This is a genomic window from Pseudomonas sp. R4-84 (assembly GCF_054130985.1).
On record NZ_CP096390.1, the window covers coordinates 4,759,262 to 4,772,760 of the forward strand.

The 13,499-nt window shown below is 59.5% G+C and carries 10 protein-coding genes and 1 other RNA gene; 9 read left to right on the forward strand and 2 right to left on the reverse strand.

All coding sequences use genetic code 11. The features are described from left to right. Positions 1-5 precede the first annotated feature (5 nt). Positions 6-1,409: a sodium-dependent transporter gene (locus M1D68_RS21715; protein WP_434627872.1), complete on the reverse strand. Its 1,404-nt coding sequence runs from the start codon at positions 1,407-1,409 to the stop codon at positions 6-8. Between the two features lie 118 nt (positions 1,410-1,527). Here M1D68_RS21715 and smpB point away from each other — a divergent pair, with 118 nt between their 5' ends. Further along, on the forward strand, positions 1,528-2,010 hold the full coding sequence (gene smpB / locus M1D68_RS21720) for an SsrA-binding protein SmpB (protein ID WP_434560725.1): 483 nt from the start codon (positions 1,528-1,530) through the stop codon (positions 2,008-2,010). Positions 2,011-2,130: 120 nt separating this feature from the next. Here the strand turns inward: smpB and M1D68_RS21725 are convergent, their stop codons facing one another. Then, positions 2,131-2,898: an FCD domain-containing protein gene (locus tag M1D68_RS21725; RefSeq protein WP_420765594.1), complete on the reverse strand. Its 768-nt coding sequence runs from the start codon at positions 2,896-2,898 to the stop codon at positions 2,131-2,133. A 264-nt stretch (positions 2,899-3,162) separates the two neighbouring features. On the opposite strand from M1D68_RS21725, the gene M1D68_RS21730 reads away from it, so the two are divergent. The 8 genes from M1D68_RS21730 to M1D68_RS21765 all read left to right on the forward strand — a co-directional run bounded on the left by M1D68_RS21730 (position 3,163) and on the right by M1D68_RS21765 (position 13,103). Further along, the gene (locus M1D68_RS21730) at positions 3,163-4,857 is read left to right on the forward strand and encodes a lactate permease LctP family transporter (RefSeq protein ID WP_457968288.1); all 1,695 of its coding nucleotides are present in this window, start codon (positions 3,163-3,165) and stop codon (positions 4,855-4,857) included. Between the two features lie 149 nt (positions 4,858-5,006). Continuing rightward, positions 5,007-5,831, forward strand: coding sequence for a (Fe-S)-binding protein (locus M1D68_RS21735; protein ID WP_457968289.1), 825 nt, complete (start codon positions 5,007-5,009; stop codon positions 5,829-5,831). Next, positions 5,828-7,285 carry a LutB/LldF family L-lactate oxidation iron-sulfur protein gene (locus M1D68_RS21740; RefSeq protein ID WP_457968291.1) on the forward strand — a complete coding sequence of 486 codons (1,458 nt, stop codon included), beginning with the start codon at positions 5,828-5,830 and terminating at the stop codon, positions 7,283-7,285. Before M1D68_RS21735 ends, M1D68_RS21740 begins: the two co-directional genes overlap by 4 nt. Next, entirely contained in the window at positions 7,282-7,953 is a 672-nt protein-coding gene (locus tag M1D68_RS21745) for a LutC/YkgG family protein (RefSeq protein ID WP_457968293.1), read from the forward strand. The genes M1D68_RS21740 and M1D68_RS21745 overlap by 4 nt, the downstream gene beginning before the upstream one ends. Then, positions 7,950-10,760 carry an FAD-binding and (Fe-S)-binding domain-containing protein gene (locus tag M1D68_RS21750; protein ID WP_457968294.1) on the forward strand — a complete coding sequence of 937 codons (2,811 nt, stop codon included), beginning with the start codon at positions 7,950-7,952 and terminating at the stop codon, positions 10,758-10,760. The genes M1D68_RS21745 and M1D68_RS21750 overlap by 4 nt, the downstream gene beginning before the upstream one ends. Before the next feature lie 128 nt (positions 10,761-10,888). Beyond that, positions 10,889-11,170, forward strand: a complete 282-nt coding sequence (locus M1D68_RS21755; RefSeq protein ID WP_420765600.1) for a hypothetical protein — start codon at positions 10,889-10,891, stop codon at positions 11,168-11,170. Between the two features lie 95 nt (positions 11,171-11,265). Continuing rightward, positions 11,266-11,659, forward strand: a transfer-messenger RNA (tmRNA) gene (gene ssrA / locus M1D68_RS21760). A 187-nt stretch (positions 11,660-11,846) separates the two neighbouring features. Continuing rightward, positions 11,847-13,103, forward strand: a complete 1,257-nt coding sequence (locus M1D68_RS21765) for an integrase domain-containing protein (protein WP_457968295.1) — start codon at positions 11,847-11,849, stop codon at positions 13,101-13,103. Positions 13,104-13,499 lie beyond the last annotated feature (396 nt).

Below are 13,499 nucleotides of genomic sequence, written 5' to 3' on the forward strand. Positions count from 1 at the left end.
AAGCGTCACTTCCACAGCTGGGTGGCAAACACTACAAGAATGCCAATGGGCGCCACATAGCGCATCAAGAACAGACTCAAGGCGAACAATACAGGACTGCGTAGCGACAGCTCATCGCGCACGGCTTCACGCCCCATGATCCACCCTGCAAACACCACGAAACACAAACCGCCCAAGGGCAACATGATCCGCGACGTGAAAAAATCAATCACACCGAAGAAATCCAACCCTCCGGTTGCTCCCCACTGATAGAGGTGGAACAGGTCGCCTTCGTTCACGAAAAACTTTGCCTGCTTCCATATATTGAAGGAAAAAACCGTACCCAGCCCCACGAACCAGCAAGTGAAAGCCAGCCAGAAAGTCACCCAGGCACGACTGAGGCGAGTCCGCTCAACCAGATAAGCCACCATCGGCTCTAGCAAGGAAATGGCCGAACTCCAGGCGGCAATCGCCACCAGGACAAAAAACACCACGCCCATCACTTGGCCGAACGCCATGCTGCCGAAGGCAAATGGCAGGCTGACGAACATCAGCCCCGGCCCCTCGCTAGGGTTCAGGCCGGCAGCGAAGACAATCGGAAACAATGCCACCCCAGCCAACAACGACACGAAGGTGTCCAGCAGCGCAACGCCGACGACTGTCTTGGTGAGGGAGGCGCTCTTGGGCATGTAGGCGCCGTAGATCATGATCGAACCGACCCCCACGCTCAGAGAGAAAAAAGCGTGCCCCATGGCCGGCAACAGTCCATCCATGACTTTTTCTGGCTGGAAATCGAACATGAAATGCACGCCCTCCATGAAGTGCCCCGTGGTCATGCTGTAGCCCAGCAGCACCAGGATCATCACGAACAGCAGCGGCATCATGATTCGCAGGCTGCGCTCAAGCCCCGCGACGACACCACGGGCAATCACGACGGCGGAAAGCACCATGAACAGCGTGTGCCAGAGCGTCAGCCTCCAGGGATCGGCGATCACGCTCCCAAAGTAGGCGCCAACCTGATCGGGCGTTGCGTTCTGGAAGTCGCCGCGCCCCATGTCGATGATGTAGTCCAGCGACCAGCCACCGACCACGCTATAGAACGACAGGATCAGCAGCGCCGTGATCATCCCTGCGAATGCGCCCCAGGACCACTTCGACGAATGCCCCGCCTCCACCGCCAGCACTTTCAGGGCATTGGCCGGACTTTGCCGGGCGCGACGACCGATCAGCGTCTCAGCCAACATAACCGGCGCACCGATCAGCGCGATGCACGCCAGGAACATCAGCACGAAGGCGCCGCCGCCATAGACACCGACCATGTACGGAAACTTCCAGATACTACCCAGCCCGACGGCCGAACCGGTCGCGGCGAATATGAAGACCCAGCGGCTAGCCCAACTGCCGTGGACAGAAACCTTGTCTGTCGACATCGTGATCACGCCCAAGCGTTCAAAAAAGAGGCCGCATTGTCCGGGATTCATGCAACCTGCTCAAGCACACAGGTTCACCGTAGCCGACACGCACGCAACTGCCTATAATGCCGCCCCTATGGCTAAACAGAAGAAACACCCCACAGGGACCATCGCGCAAAACAAAAAGGCGCGACACGATTACTTCATCGAACAACGTTTCGAGGCTGGCATGGTCCTGGCCGGTTGGGAAGTAAAGAGCTTGCGTGCCGGCAAGGCGCAACTGGTCGACAGTTATGTCTTGCTCAAGGACGGCGAAGCGTGGCTGCTGGGTAGTCATATCACGCCGCTGACCACCGCCAGCACCCACGTCATCGCCGACCCTGTGCGCTCGCGCAAGCTGCTGCTCAACAAGCGCGAGCTGGAGAAGCTCTTCGCTTCCGTGCAGCAGAAGGGTTATGCCTGCGTCTGTACATCGCTGTACTGGAGCAAGCACCTGATCAAGTGCGAGATCGCGCTGGGCAAGGGCAAGAAGGAATACGACAAGCGTGATACCGAACGCGAGCGCGATGCCGGTCGCGAATTGCAACGTGCGGTGCGCAACAAGGGCAAGGAAGAGTAGCCAGCCCGGAGCGACCGTGGGTGCGTGCTTGATTGCGATAGCGTCGTCACATCGACTGTAGATGTGTCAAATAGACCGCTATCGCGAGCAAGTTCGCTCCCAAAAGGTCCGCTAGCTCGATCAGATGCCCTTGCGCCGCTCCGCTCGCGCCACCCGCTGCACTTCCTGACGCACCTCTTCCAAGACTTCCTGCACGTACAAGATGTGTCGGCTGGACACTTCCCGCGCCAACTCGGCGTGCCCGTCCATGATGGCTTGATAAAGCTCCCGATGCTGGCTGATCAGCATGTCGCGCGTCTCGCTGCGCTGCTTGTACATGCCGCCGATATTGGTCACCACATTGCGCTTGAGCAGGTCGAACAATCCACGGATCGTATGCAGTAAGACAGCGTTATGGCTGGCCTCGGCGATCGCCAGGTGAAAACGCGCATCTGCCGCGCCCTCCTCTGCCCGGCTCACGTCCTCGTGGCGCGAATAACAATCCTGCAACGCTTCAAAGGCTGTCGTCAGCCGCTCCCGATCGACCTCCGTGGCCCGAAGTGCTGCGTAATAAGCGCAGGACGCTTCCAGGGTATGCCGGAACTCAAGGAGGTCGCGCTGCGCTTCGGGGTTGCTTTCCAAGAGGTGCAGCAGCGGATCACTGAACGTCGAGCCCAGCGACTCCACTACATAGTTGCCGCCGCCCTGGCGACTGATCAGCAAGCCTTTGGCCGTCAGTTTCTGGATCGCTTCACGCAACGAAGGACGTGACACGCCGAACTGCTCGGCCAGGGTCCGCTCGGCCGGCAACCGCTCGCCGGATTTCAACGTGCCCTCAAGGATCATGCCTTCAAGCCGCTCGACAATATCGTCAGACAAACGGCGCTGACGAATCTGATCAAACCCCATAACTCGACTCTCCACGGACCCGACAGCTCGCCGGGCTCTCTATTCTGGCCCATCCGAGCCCCTTCCACACCTATCAAAAACCACGGATGCCGACGGGGCGGATGCCATCGACTGCGTGTTATGCGACGAAAGTTTCCGGGCGACAAATTGACACATGACAACCAAGGCTTTTACCCTAGCCGACAGCGCTTGTAAATTGGTATTACCAATTATCCAAAGCCGCTGACCAGTGCCTGACCAAAAACAATTAGGGGCTCACCCAATATGCAAACCTGGCAACAGCTTTACAGTCCGCTCGGCAGCCTAGGCCTGTCCGCACTCGCGGCCGTCATTCCCATCGTATTTTTCTTCCTCGCCCTGGCGGTGTTTCGCCTCAAGGGGCACGTGGCCGGCAGCATCACCCTGGCGCTGGCGATCGCGGTCGCGATTTTTGCATTCCAGATGCCGGCGGACATGGCGTTCGCGGCGGCGGGTTATGGTTTTGCGTATGGGTTGTGGCCTATCGCCTGGATCATCGTTGCCGCGGTATTTCTCTACAAGCTGACCGTCAAGAGCGGCCAGTTCGAAGTGATCCGCAGCTCGGTGCTGTCGATCACCGACGACCAGCGCCTTCAGGTGCTGCTGATCGGCTTCTGCTTTGGCGCCTTTCTGGAAGGTGCCGCCGGCTTCGGCGCGCCCGTCGCGATTACCGCCGCATTGCTGGTGGGCCTGGGCTTCAACCCACTCTATGCCGCGGGCCTGTGCCTGATCGCCAATACCGCCCCGGTGGCATTCGGCGCGCTGGGCATCCCGATAATCGTGGCAGGCCAAGTCACCGGCATCGATGCGTTCAAGATCGGCGCTATGACCGGCCGACAGCTGCCATTGCTGTCGCTGTTCGTGCCGTTCTGGCTGGTATTCATGATGGATGGCCTGCGCGGCGTGCGAGAAACCTGGCCGGCGGCACTGGTGGCGGGCTTGAGTTTCGCCATCACTCAGTACCTCACCTCGAACTTCATCGGGCCGGAACTGCCAGACATCACCTCGGCCCTGGCCAGCCTGGTCTCGCTGACGTTGTTCCTGAAAATCTGGCAGCCCAAGCGCACCGCAGGCGCCCAGATCGCCGGCGCAACGTCCAGCGCAGCCATCACCGCCAGCGCCGGTGGTTTCGGCCAGCCTCGCAGCACCGTGGCGTCGCCCTACAGCCTGAGAGAAATCATCAAGGCGTGGTCGCCTTTTCTGATCCTCACCGTGCTGGTGACGATCTGGACGCTGAAGCCATTCAAAGCAATGTTCGCCCCTGGCGGCTCGATGTACGGTTGGGTGTTCAACTTCGCGATCCCGCACCTGGACCAGTTGGTGATCAAGTCCGCGCCAATCGTGGTCAACCCGACCGCCATTCCGGCGGTGTTCAAGCTCGATCCGATTTCGGCGACCGGCACAGCGATTTTCTTCTCCGCGTTGATCTCGATGCTGGTGTTGAAAATCGATTTCAGAACTGGTCTTACCACTTTTAAAGAGACGCTTTTTGAGTTGCGCTGGCCGATCCTGTCCATCGGCATGGTGCTGGCCTTCGCCTTCGTCACCAATTTCTCGGGGATGTCGTCGACCATGGCCCTGGTATTGGCCGGCACTGGCGCAGCGTTCCCGTTCTTCTCGCCGTTCCTCGGTTGGCTGGGCGTGTTCCTGACCGGCTCCGATACCTCGTCCAACGCGCTGTTCGGTTCGCTGCAAGCGACCACCGCGCACCAGATCGGCGTCAACGACACCTTGCTGGTGGCGGCCAATACCAGCGGCGGCGTGACCGGCAAGATGATTTCGCCACAATCGATTGCCGTGGCGTGCGCAGCGACCGGGCTGGTTGGCAAAGAATCCGATCTGTTCCGTTTCACCCTGAAACACAGCCTATTCTTTGCAACGATCGTTGGCCTGATCACGCTGGCCCAGGCCTACTGGTTCACCGGCATGCTGGTTCACTGAGTACTACACGAAGCACTGAAAAAACCGACGCCGAACCGTAATCGTCGTCCGCTATTCACAACCGGGTCTGCAAGGCTGCTGAAAGATTTCCCCTCTATATTCAGCAGCCTCAGCAGACGGATAACCGGGACCACCCGGAGACACGCCTGATGAGCGAGCTTTTTTATAACGCCGTGCCGAACGCGACCCGTGTCGCCCCGCCATTGCCCGAGCCCCGGCAGTACCCCAGCGAGAAACCTGCTCGGGTCTACCTCTTCGGGACATGCGTGGTCGACCTGTTCTACCCCGAAGCCGGGATGGATGCGATTCATCTCCTTGAGCGCGAAGGAATCCGGGTGGATTACCCACAGGGCCAGACCTGCTGTGGGCAACCGGCCTACACGTCGGGTTACACCGAACAGGCGCGGACAGTGGCGCGGGCGCAATTGGCGTTATTCGCCGAGGATTACCCGGTGGTCGTGCCGTCGGGCTCATGTGCCGGCATGCTGCGCGAGCATTACGCCGACCTGTTCAAGGACGAGCCGCAAATGCTCAAGCAGGTCCAGGAGCTGGCCGCCAGGACCTATGAATTGGCGGAGTTCCTGCTGTTCGTTTGCAAGGTGCAATTGAACGACAGTGGCACGCCAGTGAAGGTGGCGCTGCATACGTCCTGCTCGGCACGACGGGAAATGAACACCCACCTGCATGGCCGTGCGTTGTTGGCGCAGCTGCGCAATGTGGAGCGAGTCGACCACAGCCATGAGAGTGAATGCTGTGGTTTTGGTGGGACGTTCAGCGTTCGCATGCCGGATATTTCCGGCGCGATGGTGGCCGACAAGACCCGAGCGCTGAAGGAATCCGGCGCGCACCAGGTCGTCAGCGCCGACTGCGGGTGCTTGATGAACATCAACGGCGCCTTGGAAAAACAGCAGGAAGCGTTGCGCGGCCAACACTTGGCAAGCTTCCTCTGGCAGCGAACCGGAGGTGCCGCATGAGCACGCCGACGCTGATTCCGACCGTTGAGGTGCAGGAAGATTTTCGCGCCCGCGCCCACAAGGCTCTGGACGACACGCAACTGCGAAACAACTTTCGCAGCGCGATGGATTCACTGATGACAAAACGGGCGACGTCTTTCAGCGATGCCCACGAAAGAGAACATTTGCGAGTGCTCGGCAACGCTGTCCGGGCCCGCGCGTTATCCAAGCTGCCCGACCTGCTCGAGCAACTTGAAAGCAACCTGACCCGCAACGGTGTGAAAGTGCACTGGGCGGAAACGGTGGACGAAGCCAACGGCATCGTTCTTTCGATCATCCGCGCTCACGAGGCGCGGCAAGTGATCAAGGGCAAATCGATGGTCAGCGAAGAGATGGAGATGAACCATTTCCTCGAGGCTCGGGACATTGAGTGTCTCGAATCCGACATGGGGGAATACATCGTCCAGCTCGACCACGAGAAGCCTTCCCACATCATTATGCCGGCGATCCACAAGAATGCCGGTCAGGTCGCGTCCTTGTTCCACGACAAACTTGGCGTGGAATACACCAAGGACGTTGACCAACTCATTCAGATCGGTCGCAAGGTCTTGCGGCAGAAATTTTTCGAAGCCGACATCGGCGTTTCGGGCGTCAACTTTGCCGTCGCCGAAACCGGCACGTTGCTGCTGGTGGAAAACGAAGGCAACGGGCGGATGTCCACTACGGTGCCGCCGGTGCACATTGCCGTGACCGGCATCGAAAAAGTCGTGGAAAACCTGCGGGACGTCGTTCCGCTGCTTTCGCTGCTGACCCGCTCGGCCCTGGGCCAGCCGATCACCACCTACGTCAACATGATCTCCGGGCCACGCAAGGCCGATGAGTTGGACGGGCCTCAGGAAGTCCACCTGGTCCTGCTGGATAACGGTCGCAGCCAGGCATTTGCCGACAGCGAACTGCGCCAGACCCTGAATTGCATCCGCTGCGGCGCCTGTATGAATCATTGCCCGGTCTACACCCGAATTGGCGGGCATGCCTACGGTGAGGTCTACCCGGGGCCTATCGGAAAAATCATCACGCCGCACATGGTCGGATTGGCGAAGGTGCCCGATCACCCGAGCGCCTCCTCGTTGTGCGGCGCCTGTGGCGAAGTGTGTCCGGTGAAGATTCCGATCCCGGCCCTGTTGCGGCGGCTGCGAGAGGAAAACGTCAAGGCACCGGATAGCCCTAACCCGGTGATGCGCGGCCAGGGCAGCAAATACTCGGGCAAGGAACGGTTCATCTGGAATGCCTGGGCCCGGCTCAACAGCTCGCCACGGCTGTACCGGTTGTTCGCGTTCTTCGCCACGCGCCTGCGCGCCCTGACACCGCAGAACGTCGGGCCTTGGACCCAGAACCACAGCGCCCCGAAACCCGCCGCCCGCTCGCTGCATGACCTGGCCCGCGACCACCTGAACCCGCAGGAAGACCGCCGATGAGCGCCAAGGAAAATATCCTCGCCAAACTGCGTAAAAGCCTCATAGGCACAACTCCGGTTGCCGACAACTATGACGTCGAATTGGTGACGCAGACCTACCACTACGCACCCGAAGAACGCATCCCGCAATTGCGCAAGCTGATGGAGGCGGTACACACCGAGATCCACCTGACCTCTGGTGACAACTGGCCGGCGCTGCTGGCGCAACTGCTGCGGGACCGCCAACTGCCGAGCCTGCTGATCGCCCCGACGACGCCTCACGGGCAAAAAATCGCACAGTTCTGGGCGAACAATCCGGACCTGCCTGCTCTTAAGTCCTACGATCGGCCTATGGAAGAATGGAAAGCCGAACTGTTCAACGAAACCCCCGCCAGCCTGACCGGCACCCTGGGCGCCATCGCCGCGACCGGCAGCCTGATTTTGTGGCCGACGCGGGAAGAACCGCGACTGATGAGCCTCGTCCCACCGGTGCATTTCGCCTTGCTCAAGGCCAGCGAGATCCGCGACAACTTCTATGAAGTGCAACAGGAATTCGAGTGGGCCCAGGGCATGCCCACCAACGCCCTGCTGGTATCGGGTCCGTCGAAAACCGCCGACATCGAGCAAGTCCTGGCCTATGGCGCCCATGGCCCGAAGGATCTGGTGGTGCTGATTCTGGAGGACCAATGACACTTCCGGCCCCTTTCCTGCGCGATGTCCTACAGCTGATCCCGCAGCAGCGACGTTTCGACGACCCGCTGTCGACCTTGGCGTTCGGCACCGACGCCAGTTTCTATCGGCTGGTTCCGAAACTGGTGGTACGCGTCGAGTCCGAAGACGAAGTGATTGCTCTGCTGAAACTGGCCCAGCGTGATCGCGTTCCCGTCACCTTCCGCGCGGCCGGCACCAGCCTGTCCGGCCAGGCCATCAGCGACTCGGTGCTGATTGTGTTGGGGGATAACTGGAACGGTCGCGAGATTCGCCAGCAGGGCACGCAGATTCGTTTGCAACCCGGCGTGATCGGCGCCCAGGCCAACGCCTGGCTCGCCCCGTTCGGACGCAAGATCGGCCCGGACCCAGCGTCGATCAACGCCTGCAAGATCGGTGGCATCGTCGCCAACAACGCCAGCGGCATGTGCTGCGGCACCGCACAGAATACCTATCACACCCTGGCCGGCATCCGCCTGGTCCTGGCCGACGGCACGCGCCTGGACACCGAAGACGCCACCAGCGTGGCGGCCTTCCGGACGAGCCACGGTGAACTGTTGGAACGACTGGCGACCCTCGGCCGCGAGACCCGCGCCAACACGGAACTGGCCGCCCGAATTCGCCACAAATACCGTCTGAAAAATACCACCGGCCTGTCGCTCAACGCCTTGGTGGATTTCGACGAGCCTGTGGATATCTTGAGCCACCTTCTGGTGGGCTCCGAAGGCACCCTCGGCTTCATCAGCGCGGTGACCTACAACACCGTCATCGATCACCCGAACAAAGCGTCAGCGCTGATCGTATTCCCGGACGTGGAAACCTGCTGCAACGCCGTCACCGTGTTGAAAAGCCAGCCGGTTTCCGCCGTCGAGCTGCTGGACCGCCGCAGCCTGCGTTCGGTACAGGACAAACCCGGCATGCCGGATTTCGTACAGCATTTGTCGAACAATGCCTGCGCCCTGCTGATCGAATCCCGCGCGGCTTCGTCATCGCTGCTGCAAGAACAGCTGGCACGGATCATGGCCTCATTGGCCGGCTTCCCGGTAGAAAAGCAGGTCGACTTCACCGAAGACCCACGGGAAAACGCTCGCCTCTGGGCGATCCGCAAGGACACCTTCCCCGCCGTGGGCGCGGTTCGCAAGACCGGGACCACTGTGATCATTGAAGACGTGACGTTCCCGGTCGAACAACTGGCTATCGGCGTGAATCGCCTGATCGCGCTGTTCGACAAACATCACTACGACGAAGCGATCCTTTTCGGACACGCGCTGGAGGGCAATCTGCACTTCGTCTTCACCCAGGGCTTCAACAATACCGAAGAAGTCGCACGGTACCAGGCGTTCATGGATGACGTGGCGCACCTGGTGGCGGTGGAGTTTGGCGGCTCACTGAAAGCCGAGCACGGCACCGGCCGCAACATGGCGCCGTTCGTCGAGCTGGAATGGGGCAGCGACGCCTATCAACTGATGTGGCAACTCAAACGCCTGCTCGACCCCAGCGGCATTCTCAACCCGGATGTGGTGCTCAGCGAAGACCCACAGATTCATCTCAAGCACCTCAAACCCTTGCCAGCCGCCGATGAGATTGTGGACAAGTGCATCGAATGCGGCTTCTGCGAGCCGGTGTGTCCGTCCAAGGACCTGACCCTGAGCCCGCGCCAGCGCATCGTGATCTGGCGGGACATCCAGGCGAAAAAACGCGATGGCATGGACACTTCGCAGCTCGAAGCGGCCTATCAATACCAGGGCATCGACACCTGCGCCGCCACCGGGCTGTGCGCCCAACGCTGCCCTGTAGGCATCAATACCGGCGAACTGGTTAAAAAGCTCCGCGGACGCGACGCGACGCGTACGAAAACCGCCGACTGGCTTGCGAGTAATTTCACAACCGCATTGCAAGGGGCGCGCTTTACCCTGCATGTTGCCAATGGTGCGCGGATGCTCTTGGGGGCGCCGAGGCTGGCGCGTTTGTCCGCAGGACTGACACGCTTGTCCAAAGGCCAGGTCCCACAGTGGACCCACGCCATGCCGCAGCCGGAAAGGGCCATTCGATTCAGTCCCGCCGTGTCGGACGAACGACCCAGAGTGGTTTATCTGGCGGCCTGCGTGTCGCGAGTCATGGGACCTGCGGCAGGGGACAAGGAACAAATGTCGCTGCATGACAAGACTCGTGGCCTGTTGGAAAAGGCCGGCTATCAAGTTGTCATCCCGGACAATGTGGACAGCCTTTGCTGCGGCCAGCCCTTTGCGTCCAAAGGTTACGCCGACCAAGCCGAGCAGAAACGCCAGGAACTGATCGGCGCGTTGCTGCAGGCCAGCCGGGGCGGGCTCGACCCGATCTACTGCGACACCAGCCCTTGCACCCTGCGCCTGGTCCAGGACTTGGGCGACGTACGCCTGGATCTCTACGACCCGGTGCGCTTCATTCGCACGCACTTGATGGATCGCCTCGACTTCATGCCACAGGAGGCGCCTATCGCAGTGCATGTCACGTGTAGCACCCAACACCTCGGTGAAAGCCAGGCGTTGATTGACCTGGCGCGCAGGTGCAGCAAAAACGTGGTCATACCTGAAGGCATCCATTGCTGCGGTTTTGCCGGTGACAAAGGTTTCACCACGCCGGAACTGAACGCCCACTCATTACGCACCTTGAAGGACGCGGTACAACATTGCAGCGAGGGAATCTCCACCAGCCGGACCTGTGAGATCGGTCTTACGCAGCATGGCGCAATCGACTACCACGGCCTGGTCTACCTGGTTGATCGAGTGACCCGTGCCAAGGTGACGTGAAGAAAAATAGAACCCTTGAGCGAGACGGTAGTCCACAGAACAAGCCCCGAAGATCGGGGCTTTCCCTCCATTCGGTCATCCGTCCTGACGGCCAGCCAAGTCTGGATCCTCAGTTCAAGGAGATAGCTATGAAGCGTTCTGCACTGTTAGGTCTGTTCGTTACCGCCTCAATGTTGGCAACCGGTTCGTTCGCAGCAAGTAAGCCGGACAGCCAGTGTGACACCAATATCCAAACCATCGAGAACGCCAAGACGCAGTATCAGTCTTCACCCGACTTACAGGGCCGTGTGGAAACCAGCGTGGCGAAGGCAAAGGCGCTCAAGGCTGAAGGGAAAGTTGACGATTGTGTCGCCGAAACCGATCGGACCATCCTGGAAATTAGAAAAACCTCTGACGGCACCAACAAGTGATCGATGAGCAGGCCAACCTTCGGGTTGGCCTGCTCGCTCGATTGGCGTACACTACGCAGGCCTGTCGCTCCAGAGATTCACGGAGTGCCAGGTTCGGGGCCGTTTAGGATTCGACGCCGGTTGCGAAACTTTAGGTGCATGCCGAGTTGGTAACAGAACTCGTAAATCCACTGTTGCAACTTCCTATAGTTGCCAATGACGAAACCTACGGGGAATACGCTCTCGCTGCGTAAGCAGCCTTAGCCCTTCCCTTCTGGTACCTTCGGGTCCAGCAATCACCAGGGGATGTCCGTAAACCCAAAGTGATTGTCATATAGAACGGAATCGCCGTGCAGTACGTTGTGGACGAAGCGGCTAAAACTTACACAACTCGCCCAAAGCACCCTGCCCGTCGGGTCGCTGCGGGTTAACTCAATAGACACGGCTAAGCATGTAGTACCGACAGCGGAGTACTGGCGGACGGGGGTTCAAATCCCCCCGGCTCCACCAAATGATCAAACAAAGACGTCCACGGACGTCTTTTTTTGTGCCTGCGATTCAGTAAATACGCGGCCTCCAGCGCTTTTGCGGTCTTTTGAGAGTTTTTGAGTTCCAACCGTTTGGGTATTCCAGGCGGTATTCCACCTCATCCGGTGCTAATCTTTGGAATACCGAATCAGTGCCTGAGGAGAATCTCATGCCTGCTCAAAACCTCCGTCTCTCCGATCGACAACTCAAGGGAGTCAAACCCGCGTCCAAGGATTATGTCCTCACAGACGGTGACGGTTTGCAGCTCCGAGTACGCAGCAACGGCTCGTTGCTCTGGAATTTCAACTACCGCGAACCGGTGACCAAGAAGCGCATCAACATTGGCTTCGGGACCTATCCCGAACTGTCACTGGCGAATGCGCGAAAGATGGCAGTTGATGCCCGCGAGCTGCTCGCCCAAGGCATCGATCCGAAGGTGCAACGCAATACGTTGAATGAAGCCAAGCGCGCAGAAACGGAACACACCTTTGAGAACGTGGCCACCGCCTGGTTCGAGCTTAAGAAGGACTCGGTCACCCCGGCCTACGCCGAGGACATTTGGCGGTCGCTCACGCTGCACGTGTTCCCCGATTTGAAGACGACACCACTCACGAAAATCACCGCGCCGATGGTAATCGCATTGCTTCGTCCAATCGAAGCGAAAGGCAGCCTGGAGACGGTGAAGCGCCTTAGCCAGCGACTAAACGAGATCATGACCTACGGCGTAAATTCCGGCCTGATCTTCGCCAACCCGCTCAGCGGCATCAGGGCAGTCTTCAAGAAGCCCAAGAAAGAGAATATGGCTGCGCTTCCACCAGAAGAGCTCCCCGAGCTCATGCTGGAGATCGCGAACGCCAGCATCAAACGCACCACCCGCTGCTTGATCGAATGGCAGTTGCATACGATGACTCGCCCCGCCGAGGCGGCGACCACTCGCTGGGCAGACATCGACTTTGAAAGGCGTGTCTGGACGATCCCACCGGAGCGGATGAAGAAGCGCCGCCCACACAGCATCCCGTTGAGTGATCACGCCGTCGCGTTGTTGGAGTCATTGAAGACTCACAGCGGCCATCGCGAATACGTCTTCCCGGCAGACAGAAACCCGCGAACCCACGCCAATAGCCAGACCGCCAACATGGCGTTAAAACGTATGGGCTTCCAAGATCGGTTAGTCAGCCACGGCATGCGCTCGATGGCCAGCACCATCTTGAATGAGCATGGCTGGGACCCGGAGCTTATTGAGGTCGCACTGGCGCACGTCGACAAGGATGAGGTGCGGAGCGCCTACAATCGGGCCGACTACATCGAACGCAGGCGACCGATGATGGCTTGGTGGAGTGAGTACATCCAGAAAGCCGCCACCGGTAGCCTGCTCGCGTCTGCATACGGTCAAGTCAAAGACAAGAACGTGGTACCGATACGCTAGCGCTATGCAGGCGCAATAACGGCAGCAACAACTGAGCGTTCAAGATTCAGGGCAAGCAGCCTCGCTTATCCGCTTCTAAGGGCGGGTCCATCCAAATAGGGCTGCAAAGCCGCCCTGTTTGGATGGACCTTACTTTGAAGAGCTAAAAGCGACCACGTTGTCCAGGATTTACCACGGAATTCCACCGGTGGATAACCATTCTTCAAGTCCAAAGTGACGCTGAATTTCGAACCTTGACCGGGTTTATCCACAGGCGTAGAACTGGCCGTGCAAGCGCTGTCGATGACAGCAACCCAGGTGGCCCGAACCTTGAAGGTCACGCCGCTTTCGCGGTGGTTCAGCCCAAAAGGCGATTCGCGTCCGGCAGCTCGCCCGGTCACCTCCCCGGTGATGGAT

Coding starts and splice junctions, on each gene's coding strand:
- M1D68_RS21715 (WP_434627872.1), bottom strand. CDS start 1,409: ATGTCGACAGACAAGGTTTCTGTCCACGGCAGTTGGGCTAGCCGCTGG.
- smpB (WP_434560725.1), top strand. CDS start 1,528: ATGGCTAAACAGAAGAAACACCCCACAGGGACCATCGCGCAAAACAAA.
- M1D68_RS21725 (WP_420765594.1), bottom strand. CDS start 2,898: ATGGGGTTTGATCAGATTCGTCAGCGCCGTTTGTCTGACGATATTGTC.
- M1D68_RS21730 (WP_457968288.1), top strand. CDS start 3,163: ATGCAAACCTGGCAACAGCTTTACAGTCCGCTCGGCAGCCTAGGCCTG.
- M1D68_RS21735 (WP_457968289.1), top strand. CDS start 5,007: ATGAGCGAGCTTTTTTATAACGCCGTGCCGAACGCGACCCGTGTCGCC.
- M1D68_RS21740 (WP_457968291.1), top strand. CDS start 5,828: ATGAGCACGCCGACGCTGATTCCGACCGTTGAGGTGCAGGAAGATTTT.
- M1D68_RS21745 (WP_457968293.1), top strand. CDS start 7,282: ATGAGCGCCAAGGAAAATATCCTCGCCAAACTGCGTAAAAGCCTCATA.
- M1D68_RS21750 (WP_457968294.1), top strand. CDS start 7,950: ATGACACTTCCGGCCCCTTTCCTGCGCGATGTCCTACAGCTGATCCCG.
- M1D68_RS21755 (WP_420765600.1), top strand. CDS start 10,889: ATGAAGCGTTCTGCACTGTTAGGTCTGTTCGTTACCGCCTCAATGTTG.
- M1D68_RS21765 (WP_457968295.1), top strand. CDS start 11,847: ATGCCTGCTCAAAACCTCCGTCTCTCCGATCGACAACTCAAGGGAGTC.